Annotated in this window: 22 protein-coding genes; 9 read left to right on the top strand and 13 right to left on the bottom strand. The window is 39.5% G+C overall.

Translation table 11 applies throughout. The features are described from left to right. Window positions 1–33 precede the first annotated feature (33 nt). Window positions 34–1,428, bottom strand: a complete 1,395-nt coding sequence (locus B9T66_RS01730) for an aminotransferase class V-fold PLP-dependent enzyme (protein ID WP_257874564.1) — start codon at window positions 1,426–1,428, stop codon at window positions 34–36. Between the two features lie 21 nt (window positions 1,429–1,449). Then, window positions 1,450–2,154, bottom strand: coding sequence for a hypothetical protein (locus tag B9T66_RS01725; protein WP_095627270.1), 705 nt, complete (start codon window positions 2,152–2,154; stop codon window positions 1,450–1,452). A 173-nt stretch (window positions 2,155–2,327) separates the two neighbouring features. On the opposite strand from B9T66_RS01725, the gene B9T66_RS01720 reads away from it, so the two are divergent. Continuing rightward, complete coding sequence (locus tag B9T66_RS01720) at window positions 2,328–3,539, top strand: argininosuccinate synthase (protein WP_095627269.1); 1,212 nt, start codon at window positions 2,328–2,330, stop codon at window positions 3,537–3,539. Window positions 3,540–3,649: 110 nt separating this feature from the next. Here B9T66_RS01720 and argB read toward each other — a convergent pair whose 3' ends face one another. After that, window positions 3,650–4,510 (bottom strand): acetylglutamate kinase, encoded by an 861-nt coding sequence (argB, locus tag B9T66_RS01715; RefSeq protein WP_095627268.1) that lies wholly within the window; start codon window positions 4,508–4,510, stop codon window positions 3,650–3,652. Between the two features lie 68 nt (window positions 4,511–4,578). On the opposite strand from argB, the gene B9T66_RS01710 reads away from it, so the two are divergent. The 3 genes from B9T66_RS01710 to B9T66_RS01700 all read left to right on the top strand — a co-directional run bounded on the left by B9T66_RS01710 (window position 4,579) and on the right by B9T66_RS01700 (window position 7,480). Continuing rightward, a complete protein-coding gene (locus B9T66_RS01710) occupies window positions 4,579–5,508 on the top strand; it encodes a D-2-hydroxyacid dehydrogenase (RefSeq protein WP_095627267.1) in 930 nt (309 codons plus the stop codon). 87 nt (window positions 5,509–5,595) lie between these two features. After that, window positions 5,596–6,882, top strand: coding sequence for a hypothetical protein (locus B9T66_RS01705; RefSeq protein WP_095627266.1), 1,287 nt, complete (start codon window positions 5,596–5,598; stop codon window positions 6,880–6,882). Between the two features lie 10 nt (window positions 6,883–6,892). Further along, a complete protein-coding gene (locus tag B9T66_RS01700) occupies window positions 6,893–7,480 on the top strand; it encodes a DedA family protein (protein WP_095627265.1) in 588 nt (195 codons plus the stop codon). Here the strand turns inward: B9T66_RS01700 and B9T66_RS09320 are convergent. Genes B9T66_RS09320 through hisB form a run of 4 tightly spaced genes read right to left on the bottom strand, consistent with a single transcriptional unit; the run spans window position 7,467 to window position 10,097 of the window. Beyond that, complete coding sequence (locus B9T66_RS09320; protein ID WP_095627264.1) at window positions 7,467–8,426, bottom strand: septal ring lytic transglycosylase RlpA family protein; 960 nt, start codon at window positions 8,424–8,426, stop codon at window positions 7,467–7,469. The two genes, B9T66_RS01700 and B9T66_RS09320, sit on opposite strands and share 14 nt — an antisense overlap. Before the next feature lie 9 nt (window positions 8,427–8,435). After that, window positions 8,436–8,987, bottom strand: a complete 552-nt coding sequence (locus B9T66_RS01690; RefSeq protein WP_095627263.1) for a hypothetical protein — start codon at window positions 8,985–8,987, stop codon at window positions 8,436–8,438. Then, window positions 8,962–9,510, bottom strand: coding sequence for a KdsC family phosphatase (locus B9T66_RS01685; protein ID WP_095627262.1), 549 nt, complete (start codon window positions 9,508–9,510; stop codon window positions 8,962–8,964). Before B9T66_RS01685 ends, B9T66_RS01690 begins: the two co-directional genes overlap by 26 nt. Then, on the bottom strand, window positions 9,507–10,097 hold the full coding sequence (gene hisB / locus B9T66_RS01680) for an imidazoleglycerol-phosphate dehydratase HisB (RefSeq protein ID WP_095627261.1): 591 nt from the start codon (window positions 10,095–10,097) through the stop codon (window positions 9,507–9,509). The genes B9T66_RS01685 and hisB overlap by 4 nt, the downstream gene beginning before the upstream one ends. A 135-nt stretch (window positions 10,098–10,232) precedes the next feature. Here hisB and coaBC point away from each other — a divergent pair, with 135 nt between their 5' ends. From coaBC to rimO, 4 genes are all read left to right on the top strand, one after another. Next, the gene (gene coaBC / locus B9T66_RS01675) at window positions 10,233–11,501 is read left to right on the top strand and encodes a bifunctional phosphopantothenoylcysteine decarboxylase/phosphopantothenate--cysteine ligase CoaBC (protein WP_095627260.1); all 1,269 of its coding nucleotides are present in this window, start codon (window positions 10,233–10,235) and stop codon (window positions 11,499–11,501) included. Beyond that, window positions 11,482–12,231 carry a hypothetical protein gene (locus B9T66_RS01670; protein ID WP_095627259.1) on the top strand — a complete coding sequence of 250 codons (750 nt, stop codon included), beginning with the start codon at window positions 11,482–11,484 and terminating at the stop codon, window positions 12,229–12,231. Before coaBC ends, B9T66_RS01670 begins: the two co-directional genes overlap by 20 nt. A gap of 72 nt (window positions 12,232–12,303) precedes the next feature. Continuing rightward, the gene (gene fabI, locus B9T66_RS01665; protein WP_095627258.1) at window positions 12,304–13,131 is read left to right on the top strand and encodes an enoyl-ACP reductase FabI; all 828 of its coding nucleotides are present in this window, start codon (window positions 12,304–12,306) and stop codon (window positions 13,129–13,131) included. Beyond that, complete coding sequence (gene rimO / locus B9T66_RS01660; protein ID WP_095627257.1) at window positions 13,131–14,447, top strand: 30S ribosomal protein S12 methylthiotransferase RimO; 1,317 nt, start codon at window positions 13,131–13,133, stop codon at window positions 14,445–14,447. Before fabI ends, rimO begins: the two co-directional genes overlap by 1 nt. Here the strand turns inward: rimO and B9T66_RS01655 are convergent. Further along, complete coding sequence (locus B9T66_RS01655) at window positions 14,399–15,835, bottom strand: hypothetical protein (RefSeq protein ID WP_143429081.1); 1,437 nt, start codon at window positions 15,833–15,835, stop codon at window positions 14,399–14,401. The two genes, rimO and B9T66_RS01655, sit on opposite strands and share 49 nt — an antisense overlap. Before the next feature lie 89 nt (window positions 15,836–15,924). Between B9T66_RS01655 and B9T66_RS01650 the strand changes: the two genes are divergently transcribed. After that, window positions 15,925–16,728 carry a hypothetical protein gene (locus B9T66_RS01650; RefSeq protein WP_095627255.1) on the top strand — a complete coding sequence of 268 codons (804 nt, stop codon included), beginning with the start codon at window positions 15,925–15,927 and terminating at the stop codon, window positions 16,726–16,728. On the opposite strand, the gene B9T66_RS01645 is transcribed toward B9T66_RS01650, so the two are convergent. The 5 genes from B9T66_RS01645 to B9T66_RS01625 are packed head-to-tail and all read right to left on the bottom strand — an operon-like array spanning window position 16,705 to window position 22,512. Further along, window positions 16,705–17,043, bottom strand: coding sequence for a hypothetical protein (locus B9T66_RS01645; protein WP_095627254.1), 339 nt, complete (start codon window positions 17,041–17,043; stop codon window positions 16,705–16,707). The genes B9T66_RS01650 and B9T66_RS01645 overlap by 24 nt on opposite strands. Further along, on the bottom strand, window positions 17,040–17,888 hold the full coding sequence (locus B9T66_RS01640) for an alpha/beta hydrolase (protein WP_095627253.1): 849 nt from the start codon (window positions 17,886–17,888) through the stop codon (window positions 17,040–17,042). The genes B9T66_RS01645 and B9T66_RS01640 overlap by 4 nt, the downstream gene beginning before the upstream one ends. Further along, the gene (locus B9T66_RS01635; RefSeq protein ID WP_095627252.1) at window positions 17,869–19,572 is read right to left on the bottom strand and encodes an AAA family ATPase; all 1,704 of its coding nucleotides are present in this window, start codon (window positions 19,570–19,572) and stop codon (window positions 17,869–17,871) included. The genes B9T66_RS01640 and B9T66_RS01635 overlap by 20 nt, the downstream gene beginning before the upstream one ends. Further along, window positions 19,559–20,815, bottom strand: coding sequence for a tRNA (N(6)-L-threonylcarbamoyladenosine(37)-C(2))-methylthiotransferase MtaB (gene mtaB / locus B9T66_RS01630; protein WP_095627251.1), 1,257 nt, complete (start codon window positions 20,813–20,815; stop codon window positions 19,559–19,561). The genes B9T66_RS01635 and mtaB overlap by 14 nt, the downstream gene beginning before the upstream one ends. Further along, the gene (locus B9T66_RS01625) at window positions 20,815–22,512 is read right to left on the bottom strand and encodes a mechanosensitive ion channel domain-containing protein (protein ID WP_095627250.1); all 1,698 of its coding nucleotides are present in this window, start codon (window positions 22,510–22,512) and stop codon (window positions 20,815–20,817) included. Before B9T66_RS01625 ends, mtaB begins: the two co-directional genes overlap by 1 nt. Between the last annotated feature and the right edge of the window lie 6 nt (window positions 22,513–22,518).

The following is a 22,518-nucleotide window of genomic DNA, read 5'->3' as shown; positions in this document are numbered from 1 at the left end:
TGAGATTCTATACTTTTTTTACTAACTCTTTTGTTAAGTGCGTAAAATCTTCACACACTTATGCAAACTTTCGACAAGATATTGTATGTCTTCTATAGTATGTGTATAGTGCAAACTTATGCGTATCCACCCGGGGCGTTTGTGTGGGTTTTGGAGCAAATCACAAAGAAGTTTTTGTGATTGTTGTGTGGTAAATTCTAGCGAATCTAACTCCATAAGATAATGCCCATAAGGTCCAGCGCAGCTACAACCTGCACGAGTTTGAATCCCAAACTTTTGGCTTAAAAGCATACTTAAATCAAATGGCGAAACACACGCGATATTAAAACTAAAAATTCCTAGATTCTCTGCTGTCTCACTCTGATGTCCATACAATGTCAATGCCGGAATGCTTTTAAGCTCTTTGAGGAAAATATGGCTTAGCACCCTCTCGCGACGCTTGATGTGCTCTAGTCCAATCTCATTGCGAAGCTGATAAGCAAGTGCTGCACGCAAAAGTCCGATGATATAAGGAGTGCCTGCTTCCTCTTTGTGTGCGAGGTTTTGGACATAGAGTTGTCCATTATCATTTGCATACTCAATCGTGCCTCCACCGCTAAAACTTGGTATAGGATTCTGACAAAGACTTTTTCGCACTGCAAGCAAACCGCAACTCTGCACACCACCAAGCAATTTATGAGGCGCAAGAAAAAGCGCATCAAAACAATGCGAGGGAATATTCATATATGGCGAGCTACTTGCCCCATCAAAGGCGAGGATCCCTTTAGGTGCATGGTGCCTAAAGGTATGCGCAATCTCTTCAAAAGGCGATATGATACCGCTTACATTGGAAGCAAGAGCGATGGAGGCAATTATTTCGTCATTATGACAAGCTTGAAGCTTGGTGGCAAAATCACTCACACAAAAATGCCCTACAGAATCTAGCGCAACCTTTTGTATTTCACATAAACCCTCGCGTAAGCTAATTTCATTAGAATGATGTTCATATGAGCTAATAAAAACCTTAGGAAGTTTTGGGAGTGAATCTAGCGCTAATCGCTCTCGTGTGGCTGGTGGGATATAAATTCCTAAGAGCTCTTGAAACTTTTTAATCGCTCCACTTGCACCAGAACCACACCCTATCAATACAAATTCATCATCAAGCTCAAGACCTTTGGTAAGCCTAAAGCGTGCCTCCTCATACAATGCTCCCATAATTCGCGCATGTGTAGCAGAAAATGAGTGTGTATTGGCATAAAAAGGCAAAATCTCTTGTATGCGGGATTCTATGACTGCATACGCAAGTCCTGAAGCTGTCCAATCAAAATATGTGCTTTGTGAATCCAAAATCGTGTGCCTACGCACCTCTTCTAATACCTCATCAAAGCCCATATCTGCACGACTTAGCAAGGGTGCAAAAAATTTTTGAATAAATGATTGAATATCCATAGTAACTTAGGATTGCATACTTTATTTAGATTCTATGATATATGGCACACTATGCACTCCTGCCTGTGCGACTGCTTTGCTAATTTCTAAGACTTTTTGATTTTGCAAATCTTTTGGCTTATACTCTCTATTATAGATTGTTGTAAGCAATGCAAGATTTTTAGATTCATCATTTGTTTTTTTGTCAAAAATTTCACTAGCTTTTTTAATCGAATTTTCACCCAAAAATCCCACAACAAGCATAGCAACATTGCTAGATTCTAGCCGCGAAGAGAGTTTCTCAAACTCTTTTAAACAATACGGACACATCGGATCAGAGATTATGTATATGGTTTTTTGTGTAGGTTTTTTTGCCTTAAATGTGATCACTTGGTCTTTATAAGTGTCAAAAAGTTTTATGGCTTTTGCATCGACTTTCGCCTTTTGAGCGTTTGTAAATTCTGTCTGTATGCGATCAAACTTTGTTAAAAATGCATTATCCTCACTCCACATCAACTCACCAACATTAAAAAGCACCTCGCCATCACTAGAGCTAAAAAGCATAATCTGCTCACCATTTTGGTTATGCTCCAAAACCACCGCAAGGAGGTTATGTCCTACTTCCTGTGTGCTAAGCACTTTTGCTGGGATTTGTTTAGAATCTAAAAGTGTTTGGAGTTTTTGCTTTGGGTTATCCGCACCCAAAAGACTACATACACATATCATAATAACAAAAAAGATTCTCATACACACTCCTTTTGTGAAGCTATTTAGAAAATTTTGCGTTGGGATTGTAGACTTTTTGCTCTTTTAATGGGCTTAAATTTCACACATAGCCACTCATAGCCAATATTCTCTCAAGATATTTTTTAGGCATTTTGTTATAATGTTTCATAAAAATTGACTGCAAAAGGAGCATTATGTCTACAGATATCAAAAAAGTGGTTTTGGCATATAGCGGTGGGCTTGATACAAGCGTGATTCTCAAATGGCTTGGAGACACATATGGTTGCGAAGTGGTAACCTTTACAGCAGACATTGGGCAAGGCGAAGAAGTAGAACCTGCACGAGCAAAAGCCTTGAAATTAGGCATAAAACCGCAAAATATTTTTATTGATGATTTGCGTGAAGAATTTATACGCGATTTTGTATTTCCTATGTTTAGAGCAAATACAATTTATGAGGGAGAATATCTCCTTGGCACAAGCATTGCACGCCCTTTGATTGCCAAAAGACTTGTAGAAATCGCTCGAGAAGTGGGCGCTGATGCCATAGCACACGGCGCAACTGGCAAAGGCAATGATCAAGTGCGATTTGAGCTTGGAGCTTATGCGCTAAATCCTGATATAAAAGTCATCGCGCCTTGGAGAGAATGGGATTTAAATAGTCGCGAAAAATTACTTGCTTATGCAGAATCTGCAGGCATTGAGATTGAAAAAAAGCAAAATAAATCGCCTTATTCAATGGACGCAAATCTCTTGCATATAAGCTATGAAGGGCAGATTCTAGAAGATCCAAATGTTGCACCTGAAGAAGATATGTGGCGATGGAGTGTAAGCCCCAAAAATGCCCCTGATAACCCAACTATCATTACCATTAGTTTTGAAAAAGGTGATGGCGTAGCAATCAATGGCGAGAAGCTAAGCCCTGCAGAATTTTGGGCAAAACTTAACAAGCTTGGCGGAGAGAATGGTATTGGCCGACTTGATTTGGTAGAAAATCGCTATGTGGGTATGAAATCGCGTGGGTGCTATGAAACTCCGGGTGGGACAATCTATCTAAAAGCACATCGCGCTATAGAATCTCTATGTCTTGATAGAGAAGCAGCGCACCTAAAAGATTCGATAATGCCAAAATATGCCGAGCTTATTTATAATGGCTATTGGTTTAGCCCAGAGCGTGAGGCGCTGCAAGCATTGATTGATAAGACACAAGAAAAAGTCGAGGGTGTCGTGAGACTAGAACTATATAAAGGCAATGTAACCGTACTAGGTAGAGAATCCAAAAACTCTCTCTTTAATGCAGCGTATAGCACCTTTGAAGAAGATTCTGTATATAACCAAAAAGACGCCGCAGGATTTATCAAACTCAATGCACTAAGATTTATCATCGCAGGAAAAACGAGAAAGTAAAGAAGCTTTAATACAAGAAATGCTTTTATGCGAATTTGTCAAAATCTACAAGGATTTTGACAAAGATAAATTCTCACCGCATACTTAGAATCTACAATACGCACCTTGTGTTAATCACACACAATTTGTGTGCCAATGCCTTCTTTGGTAAAAAGCTCTAAAAGCAGTGAATGCTCAATGCGCCCATCAATAATATGTGCTTTTTTGACACCATGTTGCACGCACCCTACACATGCCTCAAGTTTTGGAATCATACCGCCACTAATAACACCACGCTCTTGCAAAGATTCTATAGCGCGAGGTGTGAGCGAACTGATAAGCTCCTTGCGCTCATCAAGCACACCGGGAATATCGCTAAGAAAGATGATCTTACTTGCTTGCAATGCCTTTGCAATCTCGCATGCCGCGATGTCGGCATTAATGTTATACCCCACACTATCTTCTCCGCTTGCAATAGGTGCAATGATTGGCACAAACCCTTCGTGTAATAGTTTCTCAAGCAATTGTGTATTGACACTTGTAATCTCCCCTGTGTAACCAAATGCACCATTATCTTTGGCGCGCGCACTAAGCATCATACCATCTTTGCCACTTATCCCTACTGCACGAGCTCCATGGAGATTTAAAAATGCTGTAAGCTCTTTGTTAATCTCGCCGCTTAGCACCATTTCTACAACTTGCATACATTCTTTGCTTGTTACACGATAACCATCAAGAAAATGACTTTGTATCTCTAGTTTAGCAAGCATTTCATCAATGCGCTTCCCACCACCATGCACGACAACAGGGCGAATTCCAACCATATACATAAGCACCAAATCAAGTGCAAAATTTTCTTTCAAATTGGGGTTTAATTGTGCAGCACCACCATATTTAATGACAATTATTTCCTCGCGAAACGCACGGATAAAGGGAATAGATTCTAAAAGGACATTGACTATTTTTTGCTGTGTTTTGTAAGTTTTTTGCATAAAGTGCCTTTTATAAGAAATTTATCTTTTTGCATTATTATTACCTAAAAAACATTAAGGAGCACATAATGAAAAACATTGTATTGCTAGATTCACAAACATTGGGCGAATGTGATTTGAAGGTCTTTGAGCAATTTGGTAATTTCACGCATTACCCCACCACAAATCCGCAAGAAATACTACAACGCTGCCAAGATGCGCACATTATCCTCACAAACAAGGTTATTCTTGATGCTGACACATTGGCAAAATTACCAAAGCTAGAGCTTATTTGTATCACCGCAACAGGGACAAACAATGTAGATCTTGAATACGCTAAACAAAAAGGTATTGCTGTCAAAAATGTCGCTGGATATTCTACAAATGCAGTAGCGCAACACACGCTTATGATGGCATTATATTTTTTAGGGAATCTAGGATATTACGACAACTATTGCAAAAGTGGAGAGTGGAGCAGAAGTGCCATTTTCACACATATCAAAGATCCTATTAGGGAACTTGATGGTTTAGAATGGGGCATCATAGGGCTAGGCACGATAGGACAGAGAGTGGCGCACCTTGCGCAAAGCTTTGGGGCAAAAGTAAGCTACCACTCCACAAGCGGAAACAATAAAAATGCACAATATCCACACAAAGACTTAGATTCACTCCTACGCACAAGCGATGTAATTTCTATCCATGCCCCGCTTAATCCACAAACCAACAATCTCTTAAATGCAAATAATCTCACGCTCCTTAAAGATCATACAATCTTGCTTAATGTTGGGCGTGGTGGGATCGTGAATGAAGCAGATATTGCCCATATTTTAGAATCTAAGCCATTTTATTTTGGCACTGATGTCTTAGCAAAAGAGCCTATGGAATCTAACCACCCACTCTTAAATCCAAAAATTGCACACAAACTCCTCATCACGCCACATTATGCGTGGGCATACGACAAAGCACGCACAAGGCTATTAGAGGGTGTTATCAAAAATATTGCAGAGTTTGTAAAATAAATTTTTGTTCATGCTTTTGGAATCAAAGTATTTTTAGGATACAATCTCAAGGCTTTGGATTGAAATCTTACATTAAGGAGTGAATAAATGATGAAAAAAACTTTGATTTCCTTAGCAGTATGTGGAACATTAGGCAGTGTAAGTGGGACAGAGATTATAGTCTCTCCCTTTGGGTATCTCACAGGCATGTATCAATCGGCACCTACCGATAAATTCGCATTTCATGTGCGCAGTGGGGCGGATTTTAATATCAACAATAGTGGCTTTTCTTTTGGACTTGGTGCTATTGGTTTGTGGAATATTCCTCTAGATAGCAACCAGCCTTCAAATAGCGTAGGAGATATTTCTGATGCTTATATCCAATACAAACGCAGCGTCAGAACAAATGAAGGCAACACAAAAGAAACACTGCACGCATCTGTTGGGCGCTTTAATAGTGATTTTTTGCGATCTGATTGGTTAGCTGGAAATATACAAGGTATTGGAGCGCGCTATTCTGTCTCAAATCGCTTTGATCTATACGCAAGTTACCTTAACTCTTATCTCAACACAGGCTATAAACGAGGACAAATTGGAGCAAAATACGGAACTTCTATAGCCAATCTTACACCATTTAGCCCTAATACCAAAGATAGATATATTGGTGGTGAAGTGATTATGGCAGGGATAAGCTTCACAGAAAAACAAAAGTTTTTGTTTGATATTTTTGGGCTTTTAAATTCTTCTTTGCCAAATACTCTCCCAGCGGTGCCAAATGGCAATAGAGGCTCATCACTGCTTGGACAAGTTGGTGCAACCATTAGTTTTAATATCGCTACATCCCAAGAGGGCTTTCAAGCTAGAACAACCTTGCGCGGTTTAGCACAATATGGTAATACAGATAGACGAGATGCACCAGATAGACTTGGACAAGATTTTAGCTTCCTTGCGTGGGCAGATGAAAAACTCACAATCTATAATGATTTTTATGTTGGTGCAGGTGCGCATTATGTAGGTGGTCGTGAAGGTATGGGCGGTATTTGGAGCATTACTGATATGACTCGTTATTATGGTAATACAATGGGTCTAGCTAGCACCACTATGGGCTATATTGCACCATACTTTTTCAATAACACAATAACTGCATATGTGTATGGCGGAATTGATTACAAACGCTTTACACTGCATGCTTTGGCTTCATTTATCGATTATCAAGAATTTTCACTTATGGCACAATATAGATTCTGGGAGCAAGGTGCTATGAGCCTAGAAGCTGGTGGAGGTTTTATCCATTATAAATTTGATGGATACAGCACACAAACAGACACACCATACTACGCACTTATCCCAACAAGTCAAAATAGCTTCAATGTTTTTGTGCGATTTAATTACTAAAAGGTAACGCTTGGAAGAGATTACACAAGGTCTGCAAACTTGGGGCTATATGCTCCTGTTTTTATATAGCCTCGGTGGAGGCTATATGGGATTGGTCGCTGCGGCGACTATGAGCACTCTCGATCAGTTAGACATCACACTTTGTATTCTTGTGGCATTTTTGGCAAATATGCTTGGAAGCACATTTCTTGCATATATTGCTAGATATTACAAAACGGATATTCTGCCTATGTTTGCCAAATATTCGCGCCAAATTGCCCTCACACAAATTTGGATTCGCAAATATGGCAAAATCAGCATTTTTATTGGCAAATACATTCAACTTATTCGTGCTATAGTGCCTGTTGCTGTAGGGATTAGTCGCTATAAGTTTAGTCTTTTTTTGCTATATAATGCCATTGCGTCGCTTGTTTGGGCGGTTTTGATAGGATGTGTTACCTTTTTTTCAAGCAATGCCGTGCTTGCCCTGATGCACAAGCTTGATGTGCATCCATATATTTTGCCAGCCGTGCTTATATGTTGGGGGATATTCATTGCGTTTTTGATACACAATGCCTCACGCAAGATTCACAAAAAACCCAAATCTACTCGCGCATAAGAATCTTATCGCCAAAGCCCTCTGTATTTTTCATAAAATCTCGTGCTTCTTGCTCGCTCTTAAATCCCTGCAAAAACACGCGATAGAGAATCTCATTATTTGCATCGCGCATTTCTTTGATAATAGTCGTATATGGTGGATATTTGTCGTATTGCTCTTTAGTTATACGCGCACCCTCTTGCTTTTTAAACGCTCCTAACTGCAAAGCAAAATTTCCACCTGCTATACTTTTTGGTGTCTCTCCGACATGAAATTCCTCTTGCAACACCTCATCATTATTAAGTTCATCTTTAGATTCTGTATTAATCACGCCTTTAAAGCCAATCACCTCAAGGCGCACTTTTGCCGTGCCAACCTTTATCATATCAATATCCTTTGCAGCAGCATTACTTAGATCAATAATGCGCCCATCAACAAATGGTCCTCTGTCATTGATACGAACAATAGTGCTTTTACCATTCTCAAGATTATAAACCTTTACCACCGTATTCATAGGAAATGTTTTGTGTGCTGCGGTATGCGCATACATATTGTATGTTTCACCATTAGAAGTTTTTTTGGCGTGAAAATCAGGTCCATACCAACTCGCCAACCCATCAAAACGATCGCCAAGTTTTACTTCCTCGGGGTGATACCATTTACCAGCAACCTGATAGGGCTTCATTGTAGCATTTTGGATAGCTGGAGATTCTCGCATAGTGTTTCCGCCTATATTAGAATCTACACCACTTTTAAACGCATCAAGATCATCATAGCTATCCGAAAAGCCATGATATGTATTGGTATTGCCATGCTCAAACGTGCGTTTTTGGGTATTTTTATAGCTACCCCAATCCTCATATTCACTAAAAGAACCATTACCACCATTATAAGCACTTGTGCTTGCACAACCACACAATGCCCCTACAAGTCCGATACAAATATATGTGATGCATTTAGAATACATCATCGCTCCTTATTGTTTTGGGTTTTCTGCTAACTGAATGAAGCCATCAAGACTTTCACCCTGCAAATATTCTTTGTTTTGATCAAAATAGATATTTAATCCTTGCAAATCCGTCTCATCTTGTGTCAAAAAAAACTGCCCTTCGCCATCAAAGATTCGCTTTTGATAATCATACACACCTTTTTCACTCCACAATACAAGCCCATCCTCTCGAACAAAACGAATACTTTGTGGCGCATAATATTTATCTTTGATAGCTTTTAGATATGGCGCATAATACTCCTCTTTTCGTCCTTGAGAATCTAGCTGATAGGCAAATACTTCATAACCCTCATCGTATGTGTTGTAGCGCAAGATTCTTGAACCATTTGCAACAAGCGAAAGCGGATCAGTGGTGAGCAAAAAAAACTCAAAATCCCCAATCTCAATACTTGGAATGTTAGTCCCAATGTCCTTGTATGCGCTCTCATCTTGCTCAAAAAACAAAATACTGCCTACACTTAAAAGCAATAAACCAATAAAAAACGCATAAATACTAAAGGAAATATTTTTGAAGTTCATTGCCACATTCTTTGCCTGTAATATCTTTAGTTTCTTTTCCTGCTTTAGACTTAGATTCTCTAGCAAGAATATCCTCTATCATCTCGCGCACTGCACCCTTGCCACCTTTTTTTTGCAAGACATTTTTTGCAATTGCCTTAATTTCTTTGGCACTATCTTTAGGCGCATAGCTTTGCTTGATACGCATAAACATTGGCAAGTCATTCAAATCATCTCCTATGCACGCTACTTCATCACTTGCAAGATTAAGCTTTGCCAAAAGCTCTTGCACCACCGCACCCTTATCGCTCACACCCATATACACAAACTCAATGCCAAGCTCTTTAGCCCTTCTTTGCACGATAGAAGACTCACGCCCAGTGATAATGGCACTTTTGCGTCCTAATTGCTTATTCCACACGCTTAAAGCCAAGCCATCTTTGATATTAAAACTCTTTAGCTCCTCGCCATTTTGCGTGTAGGTTACTTCGCCTGTTGTTAAAGTGCCATCTACATCAAGGAGCAAAAGCTGAATCGTTTTCATAATACGCCTTTGGTGCTTGGCGTAGAGATTCTAGGATTTGGTGTGAGTGCACGACGCAAACTCACACCAAATGCCTTAAACATCGCTTCTGTAATATGGTGCAAATTCTTGCCACGCTCACACACAATATGCGCGCTTATATTGGCGTTAAAGCACACTGCACGAAAGAATTCTTCCACAAGCTCCACATCAAAACTACCAATTTTCCCCCTATTATAATGTTCCCCTACTTCAAAAACCAAAAAAGCGCGATGTGAGAGATCTATATCACAAGCAACACACGCCTCATCCATCACCACACGCGCATTACCAAATCTCTCTACTCCATTTAGTGGATACAGCATATGTTTTAGTGCTTCGCCCAACGCTATACCACAATCCTCCACACTATGATGATCATCAATATGTGTATCGCCCTGACATGTAAGAGTGAGATCTATAAGACTATGCTTACTAAAAGCCTCTAACATATGGTTAAAAAAACCTACACCGCTCTCAATCTTTGATACACCACTCCCATAAAGCACTGCCTCTAAGCTAATATCTGTCTCTTTTGTTTTGCGTGTATGTGCTATGTGGTCTTTCATAAAGCTACCTTTGTAAAGAATCTAAAATGCCACCATTTTACCAAAATATTCACACTCCACGCAAAAAATAGCCAAAAATTATCTCTTTAAGGCAAAGTTTATTACAATGTCTACATCACTTACCAAGGGGCAGTCATGAATGATTTGCAATTTCTCGCGCCATTTTTTGCACAAAAGAGGGTATTAATCCTTATAAGCGCATCTGTGTCGTTATATAAAATGCTAGATGTTATAAGCACACTCACCAAATTTGGCGCACATGTTAAGGTGGTGATGAGCAAAGAAAGCACTACTTTTATCAATCCTATGCTTTTTGAAGCCCTTAGCAAAAATGTCGTTTTGCACCAAGATTCACAAAATTGGACACATACAGACGCACCAAACCACACTAGCTATGCTAGATGGGCAGAAGTCGTGCTGATCGCCCCAGCTACTGCAAATACTATAGCCAAACTCGCGTGTGGTATGGCTGATGACATTATTTTATGCACTGCACTTGCTTCTAATGCACCAAAACTCATTGCTCCAGCGATGAATACCAATATGCTTAATGCTCCACAAACACGAGAGAATCTTGCAAAACTCCAAACATTGGGCTTTAACATTATCGAGCCTAGAGATTCTCTCCTAGCGTGTGGGGAATATGGCAAGGGAGCATTAGCTAAACATGATGACATAATCTTTGCTCTAGCCCAACTTTTTGTAGAAATGGGAATGTTTCATAATACGGGCTTTTGGCATGGCAAAGAAGTAATTATCACAGGAGGAGGTAGCAAAGAAAATATCGATAGTGTGCGTGTGTTAAGCAATCTATCAAGTGGCAAGCAAGCCTATTTTCTCGCTCTAGCACTATATGTTTTGGGCGCAAAAGTCTTTTTGATAAGCTCAAGTGTGCCTACCATACTTCCACAAGACTTGCATTTTACCGAAGTCTCAAACTCACTTCAATATTATCAAGCCATCATAGAATCTAAAAAAATGTGCAAGGATAAGCCTATCTTATTTATGGCAGCAGCCATAGCAGACTTCATACCAGAAGTAGTGAGCCAAACCAAAATCAAAAAAGATTCACTAAAAAAACTACAACTCACACTAGAAAAAAATATGGACATCTTAAGCAAACTTCCTACCAGTGAGTTTATCAAAGTCGGATTCAAAGCCGAAGATGATTATCAAAGCGCACTACAAAATGTCAAAGAAATGCTACACAAAAAAGAATGCAAGGTAGTATGCCTCAATGTCTTAGATTCGCTAAAAAACACCTTTGGTGCGGATACCAATCAAATGACACTCATTAGTGCTGATGCGACCCAAGAAACGCCTCTTCTTGATAAATTTAGCTTAAGTTTTGAAATCCTTGCCTTCACACAGCAAGTCCTTCTTAATGATGATCACACGCATTAGTGCCCTACAAAAACTTCTTTTAAAGTCAGATTCTAAAGCCTTGCGCTTTAATGCGAATCTCCCTGTATCACTCAAGGTTTTACAAAAACTTGATATGAGCACATATCTCTTGCAAGTAGGCACAAAAACACTCAAAACAACGAGCTACAAACCGCTGCATATAGGGCAAAAATATTGGGCGCAAATGACAAGCACAAAAGATGGAAATATCGTGCTAAATAACCTTATAGAGCGACCTAAAGTGCTAGATTTTGTCGCACAAAGCCCATTAAAATTCTCTCCAGATACACTCCAAGAAGCCCTAAAAGACTTGCATGGAGAATTCCCCAAAGAAATGGCACAATTTAGTGCAGAGCAAATGGCACAAGCCAAGGATAAATCAGAGTTTGAATATTTTGGTTTTGTGCTTATGGGACTAAAACACGGGGTGCTAAACCTGTGTGTCTCTGATAGAAATTCACAAGATGGGCTTTTACAGCTTACAGGAAGCAAACATCAAATCACCTTTTGTGCAATTATGCCAAATTTGGGGATTATCAAAGGGATAATCACACTACGAGATAACGCGTTACATCTTACACTTACGACAAATTTTGAAAATACGCTAAAGCTTTTGCAATCTTATGCACACAAGCTTGAAGGCTTTCAATCCATAAACTTCGAAAAAGTTGCACAACTCCAGCCACTTTTTACACAAAACACAGAATATTTGCTCAATATCACAGGTTAGGGTTTGTGTTTAAGCCAAAATGACATATAATGCGCAACTTAAAACTTTAAACCTACTCCAAAGGAGCATAGTATGATACTCAAAGGCAAAAAAGGTCTCATCGTAGGTGTAGCAAACAACCGATCTATCGCGTATGGCATAGCAAAAGCTTGTAGAGAGCAAGGCGCAGAGCTTGCTTTTACATTTCTAAATAGTGCGCTTGAAAAGCGTGTGCGTCCAATCGCTGAAGAGCTAGGGGCAAAAGATCGCGTTTATGAGCTTGATGTGAGCAAACCAGAGCATTTCTGTGCACTCGTAGAAAGCCTCAAAAACGATTTTGGAAATCTCGATTTTGTGGTGCATTCTGTGGCATTTGCACCAAAAGATGCGCTTGAGGGTGCATTTGTCGATACAACCAAAGAAGCATTTAACACTGCTATGGAAATTTCTGTGTATTCTTTTATTGAGCTTAGCCGCTATGTCTTGCCACTGCTTAATACCGGCGGATCGATCCTTACGCTTACCTACCTTGGAAGTGTCAAATATGTGACCAATTATAATGTGATGGGTGTTGCCAAAGCAGCGTTAGAATCTAGTGTGCGCTACCTTGCTTATGATTTGGGTAAAAAACATATCCGCGTCAATGCAATCTCTGCGGGTCCTATCAAAACTCTAGCAGCAAGTGGCATAGGCGATTTTAATATTATGCTTAAATGGAATGAGGCAAATGCTCCATTACAAGAAAATGTTAGTATCGAGCAGGTAGGAAATTCTGCAATGTATCTTTTGAGTGATCTTGCAAGTGGCGTTACAGGAGAGGTGCATTATGTGGATTGTGGATACAACATCATGGGTATGTGCGCTACAGAAGAAGTCGATGGCAAGCTTGTGCCACGATGGGATAGCGTGAAAAATAGCTAATGTCCAAGCAACTCCATCTCATCTCACTAGGCTGCACCAAGAATCTTGTAGATTCTGAAGTGATGCTTGGCAAACTCGCCAATTATCAGATCACACAAGATGTGGACAAGGCTGATGTGATTATCATAAATACCTGTGGCTTTATAGAATCTGCCAAACAAGAGAGTATTGCCACAATCCTACAAGCAAGTGCAAATCGTAAAGATGGCGCTTTGCTCGTGGTAAGTGGGTGCTTGAGCGAGCGTTATTATGACGAACTCAAAGAGCAAATCCCAGAGATTGATATTATCACGGGCGTGGGAGATTATGACAAAATAGATTCTATGATTGAATCTAGACAAAGCCGACATTCACGCAAGGTATTTCTTGCTGATGAATATAATGAGCGCGTGATTACTAATTCTTCATTTCATAGCTATATCAAGTTAAGCGAGGGGTGCAACCAAAAATGTAGCTTTTGTGCAATCCCTTCTTTTAAGGGCAAACTCCACTCGCGCACGCTAGATTCTGTCATCAAAGAGCTAGAGATTCTTTATAATAAGGGGTTTAGGGATTTTAGTTTTATCGCCCAAGACTCTAGCTCATTTCTGCGTGATCAAGGTCTCAAAAATGGACTTATTGAGCTTATACATCGCATAGATTCCCTGAAGCTTCCAATAACAGCGCGTATTCTTTATCTCTATCCTAGCACCACAAGCATAGAACTTATAAACACCATAGCCAACTCACGCACATTTTTGCCATATTTTGATATGCCAATCCAACATATCAGCGACTCTATGCTAAAGATTATGAATCGCGGTGCAAATCGTGCCACACACGAAAACCTCATAAACGCTATGAATACAATCCAAGGTCGGTTTATGCGCACAAGTCTTATTATCGGACACCCTGGCGAGAGCGAGGAGGATTTTATGGAGCTTTGTGCGTTTGTCGAGCAAAGCCCATTTGATAGGATTAATATCTTTGAATACTCGCCACAAGAAGATACAAAAAGCTTCACGCTTCCAACAATAGAATCTAAGATAATCACCAAACGCATTAACACAATAAACAAGATTCTACAAAAAAAGCAAAGAGCGTTATTGCGTGCAATGGTAGGACAAACAATCGAAGTGATAGTGGAGGGCGTGAGCGATGTAAGTGAGTATTTTTATAGCGCACGACCAAGGCTTTGGGCAAGAGAAATAGATGGGGAGATTCTCATCAATGATATAGAAGATGGCTTGGGGGAGATTAAGCAAGGTGCGTATGTATGCCAAATCACTCAAGTGCAAGATGATTTTGTCTTTGGCAAACTTTTGGCACTAGCGTGAGATATAATATTTCTATAATCAGCCTTAAGAGTATCTGCAACGCACTGTATGCTACCCTCTGGTGGAAAATAGAAACACTCTTTTAGGATTTTTTCTCGTCTACATAATAATGGCGCTAGAGTTCCATGAAAGTCATTTTGCAACTCAACAATAAGCTCTCTCATAGAATCTAATGCATCAACTATAAAGCAACCTTGCAAAATTTTTACAGCCCAACCATTAAGCTCTCCTCCAACAAGATTTTGCGTATATATCACGGGCTTATTCGCTAAAAATGCATATACGATGGTAGAACTAGCATCAGAAATTATGACATCAGCTTTTTGAAATGAATCATGATAACTTGGATTAGTATCAAGATACAGATTGGAAGCTTCAAATCGTGCTACAAAATCTCGCCACTGAGTTTCATCTAAAATATTATGATTGCCTAACTCGGTATCATACATGTTGGGATGTGGACGATAAATAAAATTAATTTTATCTTCATTGGCAAGCTGAATAAAATACTCAATAAATGTAAAAAAAGTGCCATATGGATCGCCTTTGGCATATCTAGAAGTGTAAAATAAAGTCAATTTTTCGGTATGGGGCTTGGAGAAATCCCCTTGCCTAAAAGTCTCTAGTCTGGGTGATCCTGTTACAATAAAATTTGTATAGGCACTCTTATCTTTGCATGACACCATAATATCCCTATGAAAAGTATCTGGTAGGAATAAAAAATCATAATATCTGTTTGTTCTATGATACCATGGTGCACTTGGATCATCATATAGAAAACCAAGATGTAAGGCCATAAAAAACATACCATATTCCACCCTACACAACTTCATACGTTCAGCAATATCAGCATTGCTCCACCCATGTGGGCGTAGTGAATCATAAGGTCTAGTGGTAAAGCAATAATGTGCTTGTATTGTCTCTGGATAAAGCGTTACCTGCATTTGAGAATCAAAACCCACAATGCATTGCACTCTAGCATTTACATCTAATGTATAGGTAATAGGTGTATGAATTTTTTTAGAAAATTCTTGCAGTGCTTTTGTGGCACCTAGATCATAAAAGTTTCCACTCTGCACCAAAGTAGGCATTGCCAATACTATGACCTCAAAATTTTCATTCTTACTCAGAGCCAAAGCTAATGGCTCCAAAGCTTCCCAACTACCACCCCAATCATTATAAAAAAGAACCTTGATTTTTGATGTTTGCTCAAGATTAGTAAAGTTTTTGATAGCTCGGCTACACCCGACTTTGCGAGTTTGGCAAACCTTTTTAAATCGCTGATCTTCAAGATAGTCATAAATCTTACGTCTTATCCTAAACAAAAATGAAGGAATAAAAGGTTTAATGATTTTTTTCACTCTCTTAAGACTCGATAACTTCTGCACTTAGTATCCTTTTCAAACATATAAGATTTCATATTTTACCTTATTATTTTTTGTTAAAATCTTACAAAATATAAATTTCTGGGGGGATCATGCACACACGCAACGCACTATACCTTATGCTTTTGCAATGTTATATCTTGTTTGCTGAAATCCCTCAAGCGCCAAATGCTCTAGGCGTAGGCTATATCAATTCATTTATGGAAAACAAAGATTTTTGGATACTCTCGCAAGGCATAAGCCTTCAGTATGCACACAAAAATGAGCATTATGGTAGCCTCTATCAGCTAAACCTCTCGCACACCTATCTATCACATACCAACAATACGACACAGCAATCCGATAACATCGGCTTTATGAGTATCTATGACTTCGCGGCACACAAAACATCTCGCGGTTTTCATCTCTTTGGGCTGGAGTTTGGGTTAGGATCTGGCATACCAAGGCAAAAGCATAACCAATTTGATGAAAGCAATTTCTTGCTTAACCTCGATTATGGCTATGTGTTTGACGTTGGCACTATCGCAGTGTATCCATATATGCGTCTTGAACAATATGTCTTTTTCCCACACAAAAGTGGCACTGATCCTAACGATTATGGATTAAATATCTTTGTAGGAATGAAGCTTATACAAGATCGGAGTATATGGCAGTGGTGGGTGAATCTAGGGGTATTTAGTGATTGCAATCTTTCGGGCAATGGGATAGGTGTGCTTGGTGATAATTCCATAGTCTATGATCGTGATGGACTATCTAATGGTGTGCTTGGTGAAGGTGGAATCTGGATCTTCACACACGATACTCTAAGTGTGCAAGCTCGATTTTCCGCATCATACGCACTCTCATATTATGAGATCAATCTCAAAAGTTCACTAGTTGGAATTTGGCATTTTTAACCCAAATACCACTCCATAATGCGCCAAAAAACTCTCGCGCCACACAGAATCTAGCTGCATAAAAAACTCCACTCTTACACCATAATGCCCCAAAGTTTCTAGGCATTGTATATCAAGAGATTCTAAACATTCCTGTGTGCCTATTAGCACAAGTTTTAACACACGCTTATTACTCACGCATTGTTTATGTGCAAACTCTAGGATACTTGCACAATCCCTATCATAACCCACAATCACATAGGGATTATTCCTATAGTGCGCAAAGATACTATCACGCACTTGATCCAACATTGAAATATACTCACAACGCTTCATTGCGTATCATCACTTTTTATCAATAAATCACTAAGCACAAGCGGTATCGATGCTTTGATAGTATCGCCATGCCCTCCATGAAAATACTGAGCATATATATGAGTATTTGGGCATTTCGCATATAAGGCTTTTACAAAATCTGAAAATAAAATGCCACCTTTGTGGGGTTCTTGTGTCCCCTTGGTAAATACTATCTTGCTCTCACATGTATCTAGTGCATCGATATTTATGCCACCCCACCATAAAGAGGGTGAGGCAATCATATAGTAGGTAAACATTTCCTGATGATGTAAAAACACATAAAGACCAAATAATCCTCCAAAGGAATGCCCAAAAAATGCTATATCCGTTGGTTTTGCGCAAGGAGATTCTACTATGCTATCAAGAGTGCTACTAGATTCTGTGCAATAGGCTTGTTGTATAAGTGGCATTATTTGTGTTTGCAAGACTTCATAAAATGCCTTGGCTCCTCCACCCTTTGTATCGCGCACTATAGGAGTGTAGTCGCGCGTCCGCCTTGGCACATCATATGCCAAATCCCCATCATACCCAATGCCCGCGATAAAAAGTGGTTCTTGTGTGGGAGTGTATTGGTGCATAATGTATTGATTAATCACAAAAGGAAAATGGGCATTGCCATCTAAAACAACCAAAATAGGATAAGGCTTAGCGTGTGTAGTCTTTGGTTTGGCAAGAAAAAGTTTATATTCCCCTATGGTTTTTGTCTCTATGACAAAATACGATTGTGCTAGAGGACTTAGAGATTCTATGTCTTGGCTTGGTTCTGTGTGCAATGCCCCACAAAACACCGCACATAACACAACGCTACGAAAAATATTTCTCATCAATAATGGCTTTTATCTCATCTTTGTGTAATCGCTCCTGTTCTAAAAGACTATGGGAGAGTTTTTGGAGCAGTGGTTTAGCGTTGGTGAGAAATTCTTGCATTTCCTTTTTGCACTGCTCCAAAATCTCTGCTACATCGCTAGAATCTGCTATAAGCCTTTTGCCCATACCATAATCTTCACACATTTGCAATGCTATTTGTTTTGCTTTGGCAATGTCGTCCTTAGCATTGCTAAAAACTTGATGATAGAGCATTTCCACCGCGATACTGCCGGCAAGGTGAATTTTTATTTTATTACTCATTTCTGTCTTGCTTACAAGCTCCTTGTCTATCTCTTTAAAACTCTCGCTAATAAGAGAAATTTTATCAAAGTCAATGTCTAGCCAATACGCGCTAAGGGCTTTAGCACTCTGATATGTTGCCATAATCTGTTTTTCTTCCTCGCTAAAACTTAGCATTTTCTTCTTGCCTAAAAGCACCTTGTCTTTGGTATTGAGTATGTCTTCTTTTTGGATTACATTGCTTTGTCGCCTAAGCGCACTAAGCGCTGCTTCATTCACAAGTGAGGCTATGGCTGCCCCACTAAATCCCACACATAATCTTGCAACCTCGCTAATGCTAAAATCATAATGCTTATCGCGCAAATACACCTCAAAGATTTTCTCGCGCTCACTTAAATCTGGTAAATCCACATAGATTCTGCGATCAAATCTCCCACTACGCAAAAGTGCTTCATCTAATACATCGATTTTATTTGTCGCTCCAATCACAATCACACCGCTAGAATCTTCAAACCCGTCCATTTCTGTAAGGAGCTGGTTAAGCGTTGCTTCACGCTCATCATTGCGTGTGCCTCCCCTTGCTTTGCCCACCGCATCAATCTCATCGATAAAAATAATACTTGGACTCTTTGCCTTTGCGCGTAAAAAAAGCTCCCTCACGCGTTTTGCACCCATTCCGACATAGATTTGCACAAAGCTTGAGCCACTTTGATAAAAAAATGGCACTCCTGCTTCCCCTGCAACTGCTTTGGCAATCATTGTTTTACCCACACCCGGAGGTCCTACAAGCAACACGCCCTTAGGAAGTCGAATGCCCAAATCCTGATATTTTTTAGTATTTTTTAGATAATCAATAATTTCAAGCAATTCCTCTTTGACTTCGGTAATTCCAGCGACATCTTTGAAAGTGATAGCACTTTGTAAATGTGGCTCAAACTTCTCTGTTTGTTCAAATGGAAGTGTTATTCCCTGCTGTGTTCGCGCAATAGTGCCACTAAGATTTTGGGCATTGATATCTAAGCCCTTTGGTTGTGGTTTTGGAGATGAAAAAAGCAAAGAAACTGCCTTAATTAGCACCGCTACACCAATAAAAACAATAACAAAAAGCCCAATTTCATCTAGCCAATTGCTACTCTTTTGCTCCACCACCACAGCAATATGAGGATCTAGCTCACTCACATTTATAGAATCTCGCGCTACCTTGTATGTTTGATGATTGGCACTAAAAAAAATTTCATTATCCTTTAGCACAATGCTTTGGGGCTTAGATTCTAAAAGCTTTTTGTGAAATTCATAAGGACTTAGTAAAATACTATTATCACGCAACAACATAAAGACAATAAGCAATCCAGCGATACCTAGCGCTATGAGTGAAAAAACAAGACCCTTAGATTTTGGCATGGTTTCCCTCTTTTTGTATTTGGTATTGTGCTATTTCTAGCCATTGCCCACTTTGGATTGGCGTAGAACTTTGGATAGTAATTTTATTAAAAAATTCATCTAAGCCATGATACACATTAGGCATATGAGAATCTACAGATTCTACTAAAACATGCAGAGGCCTAAGATGAGCTTTACGCATATGATAGTTTTTTTCTTGCGTAAGTGCCTTTAGTGTGTGGAGGCGTTTTTTTGCAACATCGCCTTTTGTGGTATTTTTTAGCTTAGCCGAAGGTGTGCCATTGCGTGGCGAATAGATAAATGGATGCAAATGCGTGATAGGGAATTGCGCAAAAGTTTCCAAAGTTTGCTCCCAAACCTCTTCGCTCTCTCCAGGGTGTCCGACGATAAAATCTGTGCCAAGAAAAAATCCCTGATTATGCAAGCGTGTAAAAAGCTCCAAATCCTTTTGCACACGATTTTGACGATTCATAATCTCTAACATCGTATCGTGTGTATGTTGGAGGGCAATATGAAGGTGCTTTTCAAATAACGAATCTTGGATAAGACCCAAAAACTCTTCGCTTATTTGACTAGGCTCCAAGCTTCCTACACGCAAACGCTTTAAGCCCTGAAGCTTAAAAAGAGATTCTATAAGTGTCGCAATACTCTCGCCCTCCAAATCTTTGCCATAACTCCCAACATTTGTCCCTGTAAGGATAAGCTCACTCACGCCAGAATCCAAAAGTGCTTGGGCTTGGGCGAGAATCTTATCCTTAGGAAAACTCCTTGCTCCACCGCGCACAGAGGGGATAATGCAATAACTACACGCAAAATCACAACCCTCTTGAATCTTGATAAATGCGCGAGTTTTGCCCACAAATTCGCTTACAATCGTGCTATCAATATGCAATGGCTCTTCTTCTGCATAAAAAAATCTCTGCTCTTTTTGCAATAATTCTGTAATCTCTTCTTTGCGGCTATGCGGAAAAACACCAAACGCAAGATTTTTTTCGTAATTTTCCTTACCCTTAGAGCTAGCACCACACCCTGTAAAATAAATTTTTTTTCTAGAATCTTTAAAACGATTGATATAGCCCTGCACACCAGAATCTGCTCCGTTTGTCACGGTGCAAGAATTCACAATAATAATGTCTGCTAGATTCTCATCATTCACAATCTCATAACCTTTGAGATTTGCCATCATCACTTGTGTATCAAAAAGATTGCTTCGACACCCAAAAGTTTTAAAAAATACGCGCATCACATAACTCCAAAATTACCATGATCAAGATCTTTATTATCGGCAAATGGCACATCAGATCCGCCTCGTGGGCGTGTAGGATTTGTGGGTGAGGCAACATTTGAGGGGGTGCTAGGATCTGGCTTATTGCCCCTACCATCACCGCCTGTTGGGACAACTTTGGTTGTTGGGTAGGCAATATATATGTCATCTTCACGCAAAAAGGCTTCAATAAGCTCACCTGAAATCGTGCTACGCAATGCCATAATCGTATAAGAATTGGCATGATACCACAAAGAGATTCTAATCCCATTTGGCTCAAGCATACAAAAAGCGCGTGTCTCAAGATTAATATTGCGGAGTGAAAAGCGATCTTTTAGTCGCTCCATACGCTTACGAGTAAGTTCTGTATAGCCCTTAGAATAGCGCTTACCAATTTCAGTGGCAATGCTAAGAGCCTTTTTGTAGTTGCTATCAAAGGTAATGCTAATATCTATGCCATCCCACACGGTTTGTAATCCAGCGTGTGTGTAGTTTGCCAAAAGCGTCGTAAAAATGTAGTTATTTGGAATAAAAATAATCCTTCCCGCACGCCTATTTTCTGCATATGAAGTAAATGTAATGTCTTCATAAATAGTCATACGCAACACCGAAATATCTAGCACATCTCCTACATATGTCGCACCATCTTTTACAACACGCACTCTATCACCCACATGCACGCTACCACCAAGCACGATGACAAACCACCCAAGCACGCTCATAAACAAGTCTTTCATCGCAATAGCCAAACCTGCCGAAGCAAAACCCACGATTGCCACTAGATAGCTCACATTTTCCAAATACGCAAAAAGCAAGATAATCACAATAAGCGTGATATTAAAAATATTAATGATTTTATTTGCTGTATATACGCGATTGCTATCCAAAATGTATTTACGCAATGCTGTTTTTATAAAAAGTCCGATGACAAAAATCGCACCAAAAGCCACAAGAATGGAAATCATTTTGACAACTTGCGCTTTGATTTCTGATTCTAAAGAAGTGATAATGCTCTCTATTTCTTTGCTATACACATCATAAGAGGTTTGCAAAATCTGTTGGGCAGATTCTAGACTTTGCACCATTTGCAATGCCTCAAGAGTTTGATTCTGATATTCCTTAATCTTTGGGGTATTGTTTTCATCGACATAATAATCATTTAGAATCTGGGCAATTTCATAACATTGCTTTGCCATATCAAGAATTTCTTGTAAGCTTTTGGCATTGCTCTCGATATTGTGCTGACTTTCTTGCAAGGTTTTGATAAAAGAATAACCACTAATAATAAGAATTGGGTTGCTCACATTTGGTATATCTTTGATTTCTGGAAGCTCAAGAAGCTGGGAGTAATTTTTGGCATAAGATTCTAAAATATCGCGCTGTCTTTGGAGTGTTTGCAATGTATTTTTGTATTGCAAAATCTGTGAAGAAACTCGCGAACTTTTCTCCTCAATAGCCTCTAGGCGTTCAAGCTCTTTTTCTGCATATCGTATTTCTTGGAGTAGATTCTCATATGCTTTGATATTGATATATTGCTTATACCACGGATTATTGCTTTGGGCGATAGCTTTGGTTAATGTGGCGAGTTTAGATTCTAAGCTTGGTGCATCTATAGTCTCTGTGGCTCCAAATATACTAGCACATAGCAAGAATACACCTACTATTACTCGCCTCATACCCTT

It is taken from the genome of Helicobacter sp. TUL, assembly GCF_002287135.1.
Lineage (GTDB): Bacteria > Campylobacterota > Campylobacteria > Campylobacterales > Helicobacteraceae > Helicobacter_F.
Note: the sequence above shows the minus strand (reverse complement) of the source record. Positions and strands in the feature narration are given on the sequence as shown.